15 protein-coding genes are annotated in these 16,921 nt (G+C 61.4%); 10 read left to right on the forward strand and 5 right to left on the reverse strand.

Features of this window, described 5'->3' with window-relative positions; translation table 11 throughout:
• Positions 1-43: 43 nt before the first annotated feature.
• Together C5E07_RS16440 and C5E07_RS16445 are read left to right on the forward strand one after the other, a co-directional pair.
• On the forward strand, positions 44-1,324 hold the full coding sequence (locus C5E07_RS16440; RefSeq protein WP_104300750.1) for an MFS transporter: 1,281 nt from the start codon (positions 44-46) through the stop codon (positions 1,322-1,324).
• On the forward strand, positions 1,325-3,757 hold the full coding sequence (locus C5E07_RS16445) for a beta-glucosidase (RefSeq protein WP_219820033.1): 2,433 nt from the start codon (positions 1,325-1,327) through the stop codon (positions 3,755-3,757).
• Positions 3,758-3,974: 217 nt separating this feature from the next.
• On the opposite strand, the gene C5E07_RS19855 is transcribed toward C5E07_RS16445, so the two are convergent.
• Positions 3,975-4,358: a hypothetical protein gene (locus C5E07_RS19855; RefSeq protein ID WP_258064006.1), complete on the reverse strand. Its 384-nt coding sequence runs from the start codon at positions 4,356-4,358 to the stop codon at positions 3,975-3,977.
• A 217-nt stretch (positions 4,359-4,575) separates the two neighbouring features.
• On the opposite strand from C5E07_RS19855, the gene C5E07_RS16455 reads away from it, so the two are divergent.
• Complete coding sequence (locus tag C5E07_RS16455; protein ID WP_104300754.1) at positions 4,576-5,322, forward strand: sulfite exporter TauE/SafE family protein; 747 nt, start codon at positions 4,576-4,578, stop codon at positions 5,320-5,322.
• 97 nt (positions 5,323-5,419) lie between these two features.
• Positions 5,420-6,256, forward strand: coding sequence for an SDR family oxidoreductase (locus tag C5E07_RS16460; protein ID WP_104300756.1), 837 nt, complete (start codon positions 5,420-5,422; stop codon positions 6,254-6,256).
• 266 nt (positions 6,257-6,522) lie between these two features.
• On the opposite strand, the gene C5E07_RS20010 is transcribed toward C5E07_RS16460, so the two are convergent.
• Together C5E07_RS20010 and C5E07_RS19240 are read right to left on the reverse strand one after the other, a co-directional pair.
• Positions 6,523-6,855, reverse strand: a complete 333-nt coding sequence (locus C5E07_RS20010; RefSeq protein WP_104300758.1) for an SIS domain-containing protein — start codon at positions 6,853-6,855, stop codon at positions 6,523-6,525.
• Positions 6,856-6,875: 20 nt separating this feature from the next.
• Positions 6,876-7,070 (reverse strand): hypothetical protein, encoded by a 195-nt coding sequence (locus tag C5E07_RS19240; RefSeq protein WP_146080625.1) that lies wholly within the window; start codon positions 7,068-7,070, stop codon positions 6,876-6,878.
• A 1,026-nt stretch (positions 7,071-8,096) separates the two neighbouring features.
• Between C5E07_RS19240 and C5E07_RS19245 the strand changes: the two genes are divergently transcribed.
• The 3 genes from C5E07_RS19245 to C5E07_RS19255 all read left to right on the forward strand — a co-directional run bounded on the left by C5E07_RS19245 (position 8,097) and on the right by C5E07_RS19255 (position 10,067).
• The gene (locus C5E07_RS19245; protein ID WP_146080626.1) at positions 8,097-8,447 is read left to right on the forward strand and encodes a hypothetical protein; all 351 of its coding nucleotides are present in this window, start codon (positions 8,097-8,099) and stop codon (positions 8,445-8,447) included.
• A 614-nt stretch (positions 8,448-9,061) separates the two neighbouring features.
• Entirely contained in the window at positions 9,062-9,346 is a 285-nt protein-coding gene (locus C5E07_RS20015; RefSeq protein ID WP_374953208.1) for a LuxR C-terminal-related transcriptional regulator, read from the forward strand.
• Between the two features lie 49 nt (positions 9,347-9,395).
• Positions 9,396-10,067 carry a hypothetical protein gene (locus tag C5E07_RS19255; RefSeq protein WP_146080628.1) on the forward strand — a complete coding sequence of 224 codons (672 nt, stop codon included), beginning with the start codon at positions 9,396-9,398 and terminating at the stop codon, positions 10,065-10,067.
• 956 nt (positions 10,068-11,023) lie between these two features.
• On the opposite strand, the gene C5E07_RS16475 is transcribed toward C5E07_RS19255, so the two are convergent.
• Both C5E07_RS16475 and C5E07_RS16480 read right to left on the reverse strand, forming a co-directional pair.
• The gene (locus C5E07_RS16475) at positions 11,024-11,719 is read right to left on the reverse strand and encodes a sugar isomerase domain-containing protein (RefSeq protein ID WP_181058115.1); all 696 of its coding nucleotides are present in this window, start codon (positions 11,717-11,719) and stop codon (positions 11,024-11,026) included.
• Positions 11,716-13,581 carry a PTS transporter subunit IIC gene (locus C5E07_RS16480; RefSeq protein ID WP_146080629.1) on the reverse strand — a complete coding sequence of 622 codons (1,866 nt, stop codon included), beginning with the start codon at positions 13,579-13,581 and terminating at the stop codon, positions 11,716-11,718. The genes C5E07_RS16475 and C5E07_RS16480 overlap by 4 nt, the downstream gene beginning before the upstream one ends.
• Positions 13,582-13,713: 132 nt before the next feature.
• Between C5E07_RS16480 and C5E07_RS16485 the strand changes: the two genes are divergently transcribed.
• The 3 genes from C5E07_RS16485 to C5E07_RS16495 all read left to right on the forward strand — a co-directional run bounded on the left by C5E07_RS16485 (position 13,714) and on the right by C5E07_RS16495 (position 16,743).
• Positions 13,714-14,475, forward strand: coding sequence for a GntR family transcriptional regulator (locus C5E07_RS16485; RefSeq protein WP_104300766.1), 762 nt, complete (start codon positions 13,714-13,716; stop codon positions 14,473-14,475).
• Between the two features lie 160 nt (positions 14,476-14,635).
• On the forward strand, positions 14,636-15,337 hold the full coding sequence (locus C5E07_RS16490; protein WP_104300768.1) for a hypothetical protein: 702 nt from the start codon (positions 14,636-14,638) through the stop codon (positions 15,335-15,337).
• A complete protein-coding gene (locus tag C5E07_RS16495; protein WP_104300770.1) occupies positions 15,334-16,743 on the forward strand; it encodes a hypothetical protein in 1,410 nt (469 codons plus the stop codon). The genes C5E07_RS16490 and C5E07_RS16495 overlap by 4 nt, the downstream gene beginning before the upstream one ends.
• The last annotated feature ends 178 nt before the right edge of the window (positions 16,744-16,921 follow it).

Genomic DNA, 16,921 nt, shown 5'->3' on the forward strand with positions numbered 1-16,921 from the left:
GACCGAGCGCGCGGTTTGTATAGATCTCAATGAGGAGCAATCGATGACCGACAACACAGCTGTGAACAGCACAGAGCATCCCCCGACGTTTGCCATACCAACCGTCAAGGCACGTCCCGGCGTCGTCGCGACTATGATCGCTGCCCGCTTGGGCCTCATGCTTCCGCTTTCGACGGTCATCTCGGCCGCCCTGGTGCTGAAGCTGCAGTCATTAATGCCCCAAGCGGAGGTCGTTCCGATGCTGGGCCTCATCACCTCGATCGGCGCCTTCTCCGCCCTCTTCTTCGACCCGGTCTTCGGTCGCATTAGTGACAGGACCATGAGTCGGTTCGGTCGTCGTCGCCCCTGGATGATTCTGGGCATGACGGGCCTGCTCGTCTCGTTGTTGGTCATGGCGTTGGCGCCTAGCGCCATGGCTGTTGGAATCGGCTGGATTCTCGCGCAGATCACCGCCAATGCGGCGGTGGCCGCGCACACAGCGTCTATTGCGGACCAGTTGCCCTCATCGCAGCGAGGGAAAGTCGCCGGTGCGATCGGCATCGCTCAGCAAGCAGCCACGCTCGGCGCGGCCTACGCCGCTCAGCTGTTCTCCAGCGATCTGCTGCTGCTCTTCCTCGTGCCTGGTGTGATCGGCTTCATCCTCGTTCTCTTCTATGCGCTCCTCTTGCCAGACCAGCCTCGGCCGTTTCCGGCGAGGCAGGGAGAGGGATGGAAGGTGGTCCTCAAGACCTTCTGGGTGAACCCCATCAAGAACCCTGACTTCGGACTCGCGTGGTGGTCTCGTTTCCTCGTTGTTCTGGCCAACTTCATGTTCACCACTTTTCGACTCCTGTGGATTCAGCACGAGATGGACCTGGAGCCTACTGAGGCGGTCCAGATCATGGCGACCGGAGTTCTCGTGTTCACGGTTGCGCTCGTTGTGAGCGGTCAGGTCGCCGGATGGCTTTCAGACAAGCTGGGGCGACGCAAGGTCTTCATCGTCGTTTCGGCGCTCATCTTCGTTCTCGGCACGATCTTGCTGACACAGACGACCGGGCCGACGATGTTCTACGTCGCCGAAGCGATTATTGGCGTTGGGTTCGGTGCCTACGTAGCTGTCGACCTCGCGCTTGTCCTCGACGTTCTCCCGGATCCGGAGGAGACGGCAAAAGACCTCGGCGTCTTCAACATCGCGATGGCAGGACCACAGGTGATCGCCCCCGCTCTCGCAGCTTGGATCATCGGGCTGAGCAACGGCGCTAACTACGACGCGATGCTCATGGTAGCCGCAGGGATCGCGCTTGTTGGCGCACTCCTAATCGTTCCCGTCCGAAGCGTGAGGTAGATGATGAACAGACATGCTCAAGAGACCCCATCGGCCGGACAGCTCGATGAGCTCATCGAGGAACGCCTGCGGTTGTTGAGCCTCGAATCCAAGATCAGGCTCCTCTCGGGAGCAGATTCCTTCTCACTCCACGGTGACGAGAGCATCGGCCTCCGCCCAGTGGTCCTCTCTGATGGGCCCACCGGGGTTCGAGGGGAGGTCGTCGTGGGTGGGCGGGAAAGCTGTCTCCTCCCAAACGCAAGCCTCCTCGCGCAGACGTGGAGTAGAGCTGCGCTCGCTGAGGCCGGGGGGGTGCTTGCTGACGAGGCCGAGGCTCAGCACACGCACGTCGTTCTCGGGCCGACCATCAACCTCCACCGTTCTCCACTCGGGGGGCGCCTCTTCGAAGCCTTCAGTGAAGACCCCCTGCTCACGGGCCATCTGGCAAGCGCCTACATTTCGGCGCTCCAGGAACGCGGGATCGGTGCGAGTGCCAAGCATTTCCTCGGAAATGAATCGGAGACAGAGCGCACGACCGTCGACGTCCGCATCTCGGACAAAGCGCTCAGGGAGGTGTATCTGACGCCTTTCGAGATCGCTGTGCAGGACTCGAACCCGTGGACGCTGATGGCGGCATACAACAACGTCAACGGAGTGGCATCGACGGAACACCACCAGCTCCTCACTGAAGTCGTCAAAGACCAATGGGGGTATGACGGTCTTGTTATGTCGGACTGGTATGCGACCAAGACGGCCGCGGAGAGCGCAAATGCGGGACTCGACCTCGTCATGCCTGGACCCGAGACCCCCTGGACCGCAGAGCTCGAGCGCGAAGTGCGTTCGGGTGTCGTCGCAGAGGCGACCATCGACGAACACGTGCGTCGACTCCTGCGGCTCGCGTGGAGGGTCGGGGCTCTGGACAGCGGCCGCGACTGGCTAACCGGCATGAACGCACCTACGAGTCCGAGTCGGCGCGCGCAGCTGATGCGCCTTGCCGCTCGCGGCATGGTCGTCCTCAAAAACGAGCGACAGACGCTGCCGCTCTCCCCGGACACCAGCATTGCCTTGATCGGGCGACATGCATCAGACACCATCGGTCAGGGCGGTGGGTCGGCTCAGGTGCGTGCGCCACACATCGTTTCCGTTGTCGACGGACTTACGTCACGGCTGGGGGCAGATCGGATGACATTCACGGACGGCGTCGAAACACGCCAAGTGCTACCCGCCGCTTCCACCTCCCTAGTGTGCGACCCCGAGACCGGGGAGCCCGGGGTGCGCGCCCGCGCGCTCAACACCGCGGGTGAGGTACTAGAAAGTCGCCACCTTGAGGTTGCTGAACTGGAAGACAGTCAGATCGGATGGCTCGAGCAGGCTGCCTCGATTCAACTCAGCGCCCGCTTGACGATCACGCACGGGCGAACGATGCAGATCGGCGCGCGGGGCCCCGGCAACTGGCGGCTCGAGGTCGGCGCTCATCGCCGTGATCTTCGGATCGATTATCACCCGGGTCCAGGCGGCGGATTCTTCCGCCCGAAGAGCTCGTCGAGCCCTGTGCATGTGGAGCCAGGTCAGCTGATCACCGCCACCGTTGAACGCGACGAGCTGCCCCGCATCCTCGGGTTGGTCGTCAACGAAGCGACGCGATCCCCGGCATCGGCCATCGCTGCCGCCGCGACCGCCGCGCGAAACGCGGACGTAGCAGTGGTCGTTGTCGGGCTGACTCCGGATCAGGAGACCGAAGGGGAGGATAAGGCTTCGCTGTCGCTTCCAGGGGAACAGGATGCGCTGGTGGCGGCTGTCGCCAGCGTCGCAACTCGGACCGTCGTCGTCGTCAACGCTGCAACACCGGTGCTCATGCCATGGCTCAGAGACGTCGACGCCGTGTTGTTCACCGGACTGCCAGGGCAGGAAGCTGGGGATGCTGTCGCCGCGGCACTGCTCGGGGATGTTCTGCCCGAAGGGCGACTGGTCACGACCTTCCCGGGGCCCCACCAACACGGACCTGCCTGGAACACCACACCACGAAGGGGAATTCTGGAGTACGCCGAAGGCACCTCCATCGGATACCGCGGCTGGTTCGATCGCGGAGAAGAACCTGCCTTCTGGTTTGGGCACGGACTCGGACTGACGACGTGGCACTACTCGCGCGCCGTAGTCGCCAGGTCGAACGTCGAGGGCGTGCTGGAAGTGGAGGTCGACATTGCCAACACCGGGTGTTGCGCCGGGCAGGAGACCGTCCAGGTGTACTTCGAACCCGATCGCCCGGATGAGCCAGTCCGTCTCATCGGCTGGGGGCAGGCTTCCATCGGAGCCGGCGAATCGATCACAGTCCGAGTGGTCTGTGATCCGCGGCTGCAGCGAAGCTGGGATACGGAGAACCAGACGTGGGTTCCGTTGCAGGATGGGGTCTTCCTCATCGGGCGAAGCCTTGGAGACGTCCGAGTTAGGATCTGATCGGACCGTCTCAACATCGCGCGTTGACACAAACCCAGCCTCGAAAGAAGGATCTTTGTCGTTTCCACCAAGATATGCCGCTGAGGCTCGACCTCGGCGAACACGACGATCGGCTGCGGAAACTCAGAAGCAGATCATTGGCGTAGCGGTAGACCAGATCGCGGCAGTTGGTTTCAACAAGATGTCTATCGCAGAGGTGGCTGCGGCCAGCGGAATCTCACAGTCGGGGCTCCTTCATCATTTCCCGTCGAAGGTTGCGCTCCTCGCTGCCATCCTCGAGCAGCGTGAAGAGGATGACAACGCGTTCCTCTTCGGAGATGGCACAGTCCCACTCGGCTGGGATGCGTTTGAAGCTCTCGTCTCGGTGTCGGCGCGGAACTCCACGCGTCCCGAATGGGTGGGCGTCTTCGTCCGTGTCGCGGCCGAGGCGACCGAAGCTGATCATCCCGCCCACGCGTGGTTGCGCGCTCACTACACCAGCGCCCAGAGGTGGCTTGGTGATGCCCTCGAGCACGGAAAGCGTGTGGGGGTAGTCCGCAAGGACGCACCAACGGAGCTTCTCGTCGGTAACACTGTCGCGGTACTCGATGGAATTCAGCAACGGTGGCTCGTCGATGAACAGATCGACATGGTCGGTTGCGTTCGCGAGTATGTTGCGGGACTCCGCAGATCCTGGGAAGTCGCGCCGTAACTTGCAGCATGTGCAGGCGGGTCGACCTTTTTCTCATCCATGAACCGACCGTGCGCGCGGTCAGTTATCGGCATCGCCCATCTGCGTTGGGTGGACGTCTCATGTACACGCCAAGAAAGTGGCCAAGATGCTCATCCTCATCCTCATCCTCGGGTTCATCATCGGAGCCCTGACCGGCTTCCTCGGTGCGGGCGGGGGTATTCTGACCGTTCCGGCGCTGGTCTATCTCGTTGGCCTACCGGTCTCGACAGCCGTGTCAACGTCCCTCGTGCTCGGCGCTCTTGGCCCGATTGCTGCTCTGGCGCCGAGGGTTCGGGATGGAGTCGACTGGAAGATGGTGCTCCCCGTGGCTGGAGCAGGTGCAGTCGCGGCGCTTGGCGGAACTCTGGTTGGGCGCCTCGTCCCGGACGACCTCTTGCTGCTCATGTTTGCTGTGCTCATGATCGCGTCGGCGGTCCAGATGTTTCGTGGCAAACCGAAAGTGGACGGCATCGATGAGCGTCCGAAGTTCTGGGTCGTACGTGCCCTAGCCGTGGGGCTCCTGGTCGGGTTCTTAACTGGTCTGCTCGGCGTCGGCGGCGGATTTATCACCGTCCCGGCGCTCGTCTTCCTTCTGGGTCTTCCCATGCGCCTCGCGGTGGGCACGTCATTGGTCGTCGCGATGATCAACTCGATCGCGGGAATTGCCGCGCATGCAGGCACTTCGAGCCCCGACTGGCTTGTCGTGCTCGCATTCGTCGTGCCGGCGATGGTGGCCTCATTCCTTGCCGCGCTTCTGGCGAAGCGTGTCAGCAACAAGGTGCTGCAGAGGTCGTTCGCGGGCCTCATTCTCGGGGTCGCGTTCATGACTCTCGCGCAAGTTCTCTTGGCTTGATGCTCGTGTGGCGAAGTCTGAATGACCTTCGCTACGGGATGAGTCGTTACCTTAGTGCACTTGACGTAACCGATGCATGCCCTGCACTAATAGGTACATGACCTATTTGATTCACGGCGCCACGGGCGCCCAGGGCGCCCCCGTCGTCGCAGCCCTCACCGCAGCCGGCCTCGATGTCACCGCTGCTGTCCGCACGCCGAGCTCCTATTCCGGCCCAGGAGTGGCAGCGGCCGTCGACTTCGCCGACACCGCCTCACTGACCACTGCCTACCGCGACATCGACGGCCTCTTCATTCACCTGCCCATCGGGTCACCCGCAGAACAGCTCGCTGTGGCAACCGCCGTCGCCGTCGCCGCCGAAGCATCCCGCCCCGCACGCGTCGTGGTCTCCACCAGCGGCTACACCCTCGAAGATCCGCAGAGTGCGCTCGCTGTGCTGGTGCGCAGGCTAGAGGAAGCGGGGATCTCGACCGCTGTCGTGCAGCCCCGCCTCTATCTCGAGAACCTCCTCTTGCCGTTTGTCGTCGGACCGGTGAAGGAGCGCGGAGTTCTCAGCTACCCCCTCCGCGCTGACTACGCGGTTTCCTGGAGCTCTCACCTCGACGTCGCTGACGTCGTCGTCGGGCTGCTGCAGGACAGCACGGTCACCGGCACCGTGAGCATCGGAGCCCTCCCAGGTCTGCTCGGCGAGGATCTTGCCCAGGGCTTCGCAGCGTACCTCGGACAGCCGGTCAACTTCGAGAGCAACGACCCGGACGATTTCGGCAGGGACCTCAACCTCCTCATCGGTCCTGGTGCCGGGCCGGTCGTCGAATCCTACAAATGGCGTGCCTCGCAGCCCGATGAGATCATCGACGAAGCGACGAGCGCGCAGCGGCGCCTCGGCATCATGCCTCGCTCGGTTACAGAATGGCTGGCGCAGATGGGCGTCTAGTTTGGCACGAATTCTCTGAAAGCGAGCCCGCCCCGGCTGAGTAGCCAGGGGGGCTAGCGAGCCTACCTAGGCAGCGTCCGATTTAGGTGTGAGGCATCTCGAGCCAATGTCCCTCACACCGCCATGACTCGTTCTTGGAACCTTGTCACTAGCTCGGCGTTGTGTGTGTCGTTGCCATCAACGTTTGCGCTTCACCAGAGGGCAGCTCTAAGTCCAGGTCGTAGGCCTTTCGTAGTACGGTCACCCAGAGGGCGGTATTTGCGACGCTATACGGGGGAGGTGACGGGTGGGTTTGGGGGCGAGCTCACGTCACCTGGCGGCACTGCCGTGTCGATGACAATGTCCGCGAGTGATGCGAGCGTGCATCTTGATCGTCGTGGGGCTGACTCCGTGGCGTGGAGTGAGGCGAAGGCGGTGACTGTGGCCCCACGGTCGTTCGCGACTTCGGCGATCTCAACTGGGTACGGATTCACGCCGCTGTTCGAGAAGATGACGACTGTGTCCTCGGCGGCGAGGTTCGCATTCTTGGCGACCTCATGACCTAGGCCGGGTCGTCGTTCCGCGCCAGTCGCAGAACGTGCTCCGGAGAAGGGGAGCACTTCGGGATGTCAAAGCGGGCTCATGAACGCTGCCCCCCCCCGGCCCGGAAGAAGGTCTCGAGGGCAGCAGCCAGCGAATGGCCAGCGGCTCCTGGTCGCCCAAAACCTGCGTGCTGACCGGTCAGATCAATGGCCTTCGCCGCAGTTGACGTCGACGCGTCGTTTTTGGCGAGAACCTGGTCGATGAATGTTGCGATATTTGAGATCATAGCCATACCTTTCCTTGCAGGCCGACGTTGAACCGTTCTTTGATGTGCTTAGCGTTGACGAAGTGGGCGATCTGCGCCGCGATCGGTGCAATGTCGGTGATCTCCTCGAGGTACGTCTCCTGTGTATTCCCGACCTCGGGGATTTGGGGCCTCGTCGATCTCAGGTCGGTGTACGTGACATTCGCTTCAACGCCGTGTTATTCAAGCGCTTTGAGATCCCGAGAGGTCCCCAGTGTGGTGGCACGAGCGGGGGCGTCATCGGAATCGAGCCCCAAGGGGCCGAAATCGGAATCTTGAGAGATGTCACGGAGTCGTCTCGGCGATTCCGAGTAGCCGTCGCCGAGAGCTACGACGGACCCAGCCATCCAAGTGTTGGCGGTATATCCGCGACGCGCGTCTGGAAGATCCGGGGGTGGGATTGAAATATTGGACTCAGCGCCCGCATGTGGGGGCGTTGGTTACGTTGAGGTAACTGCACTACCTACTGCCAGCATGAGCAGGATCCACTGGACGAGTAAATAGGGGGGGGGAACTCATTCATGATGTCAATCACGCGGCAGCTCATCACGGGACTCTCTGCTGGGGATTGGGCTGTGCGAGCCCGCGGCCGTGTCCAGCTCCAACTCAACCGATTCGACCCGAGTAGGTACTTCGGGGTATTCGCTCCCGCTCATCAGCGAACGCGTCCCGGCCGCCTAACGCCAGTCGACGCACTCCACAGGCTCAAGAATGAGCGAATACATGCCTGGAAGCCCGAAATGAAGCGAGCGGGCGTCACTGTCTCAGAAGGGAGCACTGTACTACGTGAGCTGTCTACGCATGTCGGCCTGCATCGACACGCGTTCGCTGCATCCCGCCTCGCAGGACGTCAGCTTGAAGCTATGACTGCGCGAGTGCTCTCGGTTAGAACTCTTCTACGAGATATCCCTCGAGCAAGAGGGCGGCCCGCAGGTCCTCACGCGACGAGGCTACTCGCCCCGCCTGCGAGAGCCTGCGACGGGCCAACTTTAGGTGTGTTCGCACGGTATCCCCATGGAGGCCGAGCAGGTCCCCGATCTGTCGACAGGTCGGGGCAGCACGACTCGCGAAAAGAGCGGCGACCTGAAGCTCTCGGTCAGAGAGTGCCCCTGGGATTCCCCGATACTGACCGGCTGCACCACTCGATGCGGTGTCGATGTACTCGATGAGTCGCTGCCACGACGTGTTTTTCCTGCCGGCCACGAAGCTTGTTCCTTCCTGTTCCAGCCGCCTCGTCACGGCGCTCGGTTGGGTGTTGATGAGTACGCCGACTTGGGTGCCGAGGCGAAGGATCGCGCGCGCTTTCAGTACGACAGGCACGTGATCTACGAGCTCTGCCGAGACGATCACCAAGTCGGCATCTGACGCGCGCGTTCCGGAGAAATCCATCCACGAACGGGTCTGGATCCCGATGGACCATTCTGCTGCTGACTCGGAGGCATGACGGATTCCATCCCAAAGAAAGAAAGTGTCATCAATAACTTCTATGTGAGTCACGTGAGACACTTCCGTTCATGTTTGAAATTGAGGTTCACTTGCACCCTTCGAAAAGCGCACGCAGACAGACGACTGGAGCGTCGGGACCTGGCTTGCCGTGGCTCATTTGTGTTCCCTACTCTTTAGATGGCGCGCTGATTAGTCAGGCCACGATTCGACGAGCACCTTTTCTTCGGTCTCCTATGCTGTCGTCTGACGCGAATCATGCGCTAAACCTCGTTGTCGCGGAGTCCCCCCGCTTCGTTGTCATAGACCAAGATTTTGTTCCTATGAACACGTTGCCCCGCTTTATTCGAGCTGTTGCGTCACGGGGAAGTAAAGTGATTCTCTGCGTCCGTCGAGACGCAGGGAATGTCGAGGAGATGGGAGTGCTCGCCGGCGCTAGTGCTTTCTATACCAGAGGTTCTGGCGTCTCAGAGCTGCTCGATTCGATCCGCAGGGCATTGGATGGGCGGCCGGCTGAGGTGTCGGAGCCAGGTCTCATGTGGGCAGCCCCGAGGCGTGCAGAGGGCGTTTCTCTCACGCCAGCTGAGCAACGGGTGGTCGACGCTCTGTTCACCCCTGGTGCTTCGACCGTGTCGGCTGCTGCTGCTCTTGGCATAAGTGTCAATACTGTGAGAAATCATGTTTCCAACATCCGGGGGAAGATTGGTGCAACGCCGGCCCGGAATCTTGATTCTCTCCGATTCGCGCTGATGCAGCTCGGAATCCTTGAGCCTTACCCCAAAGTAACTAGCGATGATGGGGTGGACGCTGGGTTAGTTTGATGTTGAGTGTTTTGATCACCTCAAGCGGTTTCACTTACTTGAGGAAGATATGTCCGAAAACCACAATTCTATTGGTCCCTCACGCAGAAAGATCATCAAGGGAGCGGCCTGGTCCGCTCCAATTATCGCGACGGCAGTGGCGGCCCCGTTTGCTGCTGCTTCAGAGCGGTGGAATATCGCAATTGGACAAGGATGTCTGGTTGGGATTGCGGGGCTAGATCTTCTCCCAGGATTCCGGATCGCGGAGACGACCAACACACTGCCACCTGCCACGCTCACGTTCACGCAGTCGATCGTGTACTCCGGCTCATACAATTTCCTTTTTGCGGAGGGGGCACAGCGCGCTGCGGCCCAGTTGATTGGTACCACCAACCTCGGTCTGTACTTTGTTGCTGGCATCATCAGCTCGCTCAGCAGCAATGCGACGGCGACGGCGTATAGCGGTAGCCTCACCAGTTCGAGCTACCAGGAAACGGGTCGCGCTTCTAATGGTCTCGGTGGCACCCGAGTTGATTTCACTATGACCCGTAGTCGGACCATTACCGTGACGAACTTAGGCGCAGGCGGTACGGCAGGCATCGGTTATTTGCTCAATGCGAGCGTCACGTTGCCCGGAGCCTCCGTCCGCAACATTCTCTCTGCCAACACCGGATCGGGCGGTCTGAACTCAGCAGACGACTCAGCAACGCTTGATTGGGACCTTCTCAGCGTGGGCTGCTGACCAAGACTCGAGCTGCACATCAGCTCGTAATACGGCCCGGTGATCGCGGCTGGGGTCGCGAAGGGGCTGGGGAGTCCCCACGCCGGGTTGAACATCGGGAGGGCTGGAGGCCGAACAGGCCGAAGGCCCTCTCGATTCCTATGTGGTGCCAGCCGGTCGACTCCCGTTTAGGGCCCCACTCGTCCCTAGCATCCTCGTCAGGTTGGGTGATGCGCAGATCTGACGTGCGGGTTCATCCGCGGTTGGAACTCCAGCGACGTCTGCTGAAGGGTTGGCTGAGTCGCCGCAGCCTTCACTTGATGCTGAAGGCGCCGGCACTTGGTTCGTGTACGCGCAGGCGCTGCTCATCCAGTTTCTGCGCCATGTATTGGGGTGATAGACAGGAGCCGCGCGCAGCTAGTCATACGCCAAGCGGAGGGCAGTCGGCTGAGGCTATTCTGGTCGTTCGTCTCTGATTCGTGTGGCCTCGAGACCCGTGCGTGAGGATACGAAAGCTGAATACCGAGTTCGCGATACGAGGCACAGCTCAGTGCGCGATGGGGTTGAGTGGGTCGTGTGATCTAAGTGTCCGTAGACTGCTGGGGAGCCGCACGGTTCCTGTCTGCCGAGATTGCCCCCCCCGGCGCGTGCGGATGGCATCGCGCACAGTCGGGCTGTGATGCATCGCATTCGTGTTGTCTACATGGACGTGCGCTGCGTCTTAGGGAGCTTCCTTCTCCTAAGACGCAGGTCGGCTCGAGTTGCTTCTGGCCCAGAAGGTGTCTTCGCTTGCGCCGCCTTCAACGTTCCGGCCTTCCCTGCTCGATCATCGAGAGGCGTACGCGGATGGGTCTTTAGTTCGGCGTGCCCATGCGGAGAGTGAGCCCGCCCTGACTGCGTGACCAGGGCGAACTCCGCCGCATACACCGAGCGCTCGCGTGAGCTGCGTGTGCTCTATCCCCTCAAGTTGGGCTACTTCACAACGCCACGACCCGTCCTTGGAACATGGTGACGAGGTCGGTGTTGTGCGTGTCGTTGCCATCAATATTTGCGCTTCGCCAAAGGGGTAGTTCTGGGTCCAGGTCGTAGACCTTGCGCAGCACGGTCGTCCAAAGCGCGGTATTGGCGATGCTTGACACGGGGGAGGTGACGGGCGAGTTTGGGGGCCAGCTCACGTCGCCTGGCGGCACTGTCGTGTCGATGAGGATGTCCGCCAGTGACGCAACTGTGCATCTCGCTCGACGGGGGGCTGACTCCGTGGCGTGGCGTGAGGTGAAGGCGATGACTGTCGCCCCACGGGCCTTGGCGACTTCGGCGATCTCAACTGGGTACGGATTCACGCCGCTGTTCGAGAAGATGACGACCGTGTCCTCAGCAGTGAGGTCAGCTTTCTCGGCGACGTCACGACCAAGACCCGGTCGCCGTTCCGCGCTCGTTGCTGATCGGGCTCCGTAGAAGGGGAGCACTTCGGGATTCCAAAGTGGGCTAACGAAAGCCAAACCGCCAGCCCGGAAGAAGGTTTCGAGGACTGCGGCCAGCGAATGGCCAGCGCCGGCCGGTCGCACGAGTCCGCCACTTCGCCCGGTCAGAGCGATGGCTCGCGCCGCGGCTGACGTTGACCTGTCGTTTTCGGTGAGAACCTGGTCGATGAATGTTGCGATGTCCGTGGTCATAGCCATCCCTTTTCCTGCAGGCCAACGCTAAGCCGTTCCTTGATGTGCTCCACGTTGACGAAGTGGTCGATCTGCACCGCGACCGGTGCAATGCTGGCGATTTCCTCGAGGTACGTCTGCTGTGCGATGACGACGTCGGGGGTTTGGGACCTCGCCGATCCCAGGTCGGTGTACGTGACATTCGCTTCAACGCCGAGTCGATCGAGCGCCTTCTTCGCGGTTGTACTGAGCATCAGGCTCGTCCCCATTCCCGCTCCGCACACCGCGAGCACCTGGAGGACAGGAGGACGCAGGGCCATGCTGGAGGCGGCCGCCTCAGTACGCATCGAGGACGGAGCAGCTGGCCCAGCCGGAACGAGTTCTTCGGCAAGACGCGATCCGCGAGTCGCAGGTTCGGGACGGTTGGAGGTTTCATTCTTTGTCTCATCCGCACCCCCTTCTTCCCTGGCCATTTGTCTCTCGGCGCGCTTCTGACGAGAAGACAGTAGCGCCAACGTAAGGATGGTGACGAGCAGAACGGACACTGAGATGATCATGGCACCCCATACACCGAGGGGTGCGAGCAAGGCGCCGAGGCCGAGCAGGGCCCAGCCGACGACGAACCAGTCTGCGTCGGCGAGGGTCGCGAGCTCGGGTGCTGTTCCCGACCACAGGCCCCAGCCAATCCATTGCCCGAACGCGAGCACTACCCCGTTGATGACGCCGCCGAAAACGGCGCCTCGCCAGCCGGCAGCAGCGTTACCGAAGACGCCTCCAGCTCCTCCGCCGAAGAACAGCATGATCATCGGCGGGACGAGCACGAACCAGCCGAGGCCTGCGAAGACCGCCATGAGGACCAGGAAGACTGCCACTGACGTCAGGAATCCGATCATCACGGCAGTGGGGGCTTTGGTGAAGGTCACGGGAAGGTCGAGTGCGGGTTTCGAGCCAGGGAGGACTCGGTTGGAGAGGCCCTGGAAGGCAGGGACTATCTCCGCGAGGAACATTCGCACGCCGAAGAGCAGAATCGCGATTCCTGCCGCGAACCTGAGGCCTTGCAGGAGCGCCCAGACCCATGGCAGCAGCGTCGCTCCGGCCATCTGCTCCTCCACCACGTCTGTGGCAGCGAAGAGGATCGCGATCAAGAGGATGCTCCCGGTAACGAAGGCGGTCGAGACGTTGATGTCCTTGAAGAAGGACAGCATTCGCGGCAGCTTGAGGTTCTCCGAGTTGTGCGCCACCGGGTCTCCCAGGCGCAGGGCTCTCGCACCGTAGCCCGCGGCGAGTGCGATCGTCGAGTCGGTGTGCGCGAGTCCCACTTGGTCGTCCCCCATGACGCGTCGCATTAGGGGGCCGATGGCGATGGGCTGCAGTACCCAGTAGGAGCCAGCAATCAGTGAACCTGCGCCGGCGAGTATCCAGCGATTGACGTCCCCGAACATCTCCACCAAGCTCGCGGCTATCACCACACTCATCCAATACATGAGGTGGCCGGTGAGATACACGTAGCGCGCAGCCGGAAACACTCGCACCAGTGCAAGGTGGACGATGAAGCCACCCGCAATGATCAGCGGGATGACGGAGCCGGCTCCCGTATTGAACTCTGCGAGCGTGGACTCGGCTGTCGGTGGTTCGAGCCCCATGGCGCTTGACACGATCGCCTGGAAGCTGGTGAGTCCGCCGGCAAAGATCTCGACCCCCAGGTTGAGGACCATGACGCCGATGGTGGCGCGAATACCACCCGCGACCACTTCCTCGAAGGGCTTGCGCTGCAGGGCCAGGCCCACGATCGCGATGAGGCCGATGAGCACGGCGACCTGGTTGAACAGGTTGTTCGTGATCACCTCGATGATGCTGACAAAGACTTCCACGGTGCTCTCCAAGCGTCACGGGACGGGGTGCTGTAGACCAATCACATATTGGTATAGTCCAATTTTTGGCTTGACGCAAGGCTTCGACTTCGGATCAGCATCGAAAGTCGCCGCGAGCTGAGGCAGGGGTGCAAGGATTGCAACGTGACGACACCGAAGTATCAGAAGCTGGCGGACACCCTGCGTGAGCGGATCTTCGCCTCACCGGTTGGTGCTGCGATTGAGAGTGAGCGTCAGCTTGCGGACGATGCTGGGATATCTCGGATGACCGCTCGGCGTGCGATCGATGAGCTCGTGCGCGAGGGGCTGCTCGTGCGCGAGGTTGGCAGGGGTACGTTCGTGGCCCGCCCCGTCGTCAGCGTCCCTTTGCAGTTGACGAGCTTCTCCGAGGACATGCGTGCGCGCGGGCACCTCCCCACGAGTCGCGTTCTCCAGGCCACACATCTCGAGGCGACCGAAGAGCTCGCGGCGGTGTTCTGCGTATCACCTGGGGAGGATCTCCTGCTCCTTTCGCGTCTTCGTCTCGCTGACGGGGTGCCACTTGCGATCGAGCGGACCCACCTCAGGGCCCGTGATACGCCCGCACTATTGGAGCGCGATTTCGCCGAGGCTTCGCTGTACCAGGTTCTCGCGGATGAGTACGGTATTCGCTTCGAGGCTGGCCGGCAGATCATTCGCGCGGGGATCGTCGTGGCTGAGGACGCGACCTTGCTGCAAATCGATCCGGGATCGCCGGTGCTGGAACTCCTGCGGACGACCATCTCCGACGGCTCGGTGATCGAATGGACAATTTCGACCTACCCGGCCTCTCGCTTCGAGCTGTCCGCCCAGATCGCGCCCGCGACCGCACCCGCTGACGGTGCACTCAGCGCGCTGAGCGTTCGCCCGAACGAGCCAACAGGCTAGGCGTCAAATTCGGTCTTGACACGGTTTCAACCGTCACCTCTACTGGTACATACCAATTTTCCAGTGTGTTCTAGGAGGTAACTTCGTGCCTGCCCAAGATGGATCCACCGCCCACGCCACCCCCCACCCTTGGCCCCAGATGTCCAGGAGACGGCGAAAAATGCTGCCGTTCATCGGGGCCCTCGCTTTATCGTTTCTCATCGCGTCAGCTCCTGCCGCGAATGCGTCGGTGCTGTGGACTGGCGACCCCACTGACGGGACGAGCGCTTTCGGCAACATCGAGTGCGAGGCGCCCGGAGTCCTCGACGTCGAGGCGGATGCGTTCCGTTTCCAGAAATCAGTTGGCACGTACCGCTGCGAAGCTCGGGGCGTCAGCGTCGACGACCAGCGCGTGGTCTTCGCCGAGAATCAGACCTACTGGTTCGGTTGGACACAAGCGTTCGAGCTCGTGCCTGACTCGACTCAGGGTGACTGGGTTCCCTGGCAATGGAAGTCGTATCCGAACGCTGATCAGAACTACCCGCTGTTGATGCGTGTTCAGGATGGCCAGATCAAGCTCACCTATGTCGCGCCCGGTGGCGCTTGGTCGACGATCTGGTCCACGCCAGTTGAGGCATTCACTCCGAACGCTGTCGCGATCGGAATCCACACGTCCTCGCTAGCATCGGCAGGCTGGTTCGAGCTCTACTACAACGGCCAGCAGCAGACGTTCCTCGATGGCTCCAGCCGCTACCACGGGCGCACGTGGGACTCGGCAAATGAACCCAAGTGGGGAGCGTATGACCGCGACAACACGAGCTTCCAGATCGCCAATCGCGTGAGCAACCTCAGCATCGGAACCACGAAGGAGGATGTCCTGTGAAAACACCTCCACTCGCAACGGTCAGGTGGGCGATCGGCCCACTCGCAACCTTGATCGCCGGCACCACGCTGTTCGCAGTTCCACCCGGCGCGGCCCACACAAGCGAGGAGCAGGGTTCGAATCTCGAGGGTTGGGAGCTTGTCGCTGAAGAAGACTTCTCGGACGATTTCAGCACAGAGGGTGCCGGTTGGGTCCTCGATGAAAACGGGGTCGACGACACGTGGACAATCGATGACCTCGACGATGACGGGCAGGCTTGGCAGGCGATCAGCGATCCGTACTTCAGCGACGCTCTCGAAACGTTCCAGGTCTATCGGAAGCAAGTCCAGCTCGGAGACGATGGGTGGCTCACCGCCGAACTCGCCTCTGTCGATGCTGACCTCGATGGGGTTCCGGACTCGGAACCCTCATTCGCGACGGGACCAGCCGGCAGCGGCGAACAAGGATTGATCTTGGACGAACCGCAATGGAACTCTGGCGCTGTGATTCGTCCTACCGAGGAACTTCCGGAAGAGTACCGAATCGAGGTCACACTGAGGTCCCTCAACTTTGGAGGCAAGAGTGGTGGCAGCTTCCTGGACGGTGACAAGTACAACGGGTACGACGCTGACCGGGACTGCATGACCGGGTACCCGTGGACGTTCAAGGGTGCACTCGCTGATAAGACTCGATGCGAGTACGGCAACGTGATCAACGAGAACGGCTTCTATTACCTCGCCATCCTCGACCATGACAACCCCGCGCCACACGGCAATCCTGGGATTCATCACCGTCGAAAGGTCATCATGGACGGCTACTACGCTGACGTCGTCGGACAGTACGGCGACTACGCGACCTGCAACCCGGCAACCGGCGAGCTCTTCAGCTCCACTGACTCCAACTACGTCGGCCTCAACGCGGTCTTCATCCGCGGCGATCGCTTCATGAAGGGGCAGAATTACATCGGCAACGAGTACCAGTTTGAGACGGCATGCGGGTCAGCAAACAGCATCGATCGATTCGGCCCGAACAGCGAATACTCCCGAATTCTCACCTCTGCCGAGCTGCAACCGGAGTTCCTCCCCGATCAGAGCTACACCTTTGCAGTCGAGCGCCGCGATGACTCGTACACCATCGAGTACAGCGGACCGTTTCGCCACATCGGTCAAGCAACCTTCCGGTACACCCGAGACTTCGTCGAAGACGGGATCCCTATCTGGCACTACAACCAAGAGCCAGACGAGTATGGTGGCGAGTTCAACCAAGACCTCACTCTCACAGGAGCGAGTGGAAACTACACGCTCGAGGATGTCTGGCCTGCCGGGTCCGCGTACCCCGATTCCTTCATCATCGGCGACCCTCATCTGAACTACTACGAAGGATCGGCGACGATCGACGACATCCGCCTCTACGTGCCCGAGGATTAGCCGCTACCAGGAGCCTGTTCGCCCCTCATCTATGACGGTGGGGTTCACGGACCGCTTCAGCGGTTCGTGAACCCGGTCGTTAAAGTCGAGCCACTCGAACGCGCCTGATGCCTCAAGGGTGGCTGCTTCCAATGCAAACTCGACGGGGACCCCGCCTGAGGTCGTGCTTGATGGTCTG

It is taken from the genome of Pseudoclavibacter sp. RFBJ3, from assembly GCF_002931375.1.
Classification (GTDB): Bacteria; Actinomycetota; Actinomycetes; order Actinomycetales; family Microbacteriaceae; genus Pseudoclavibacter.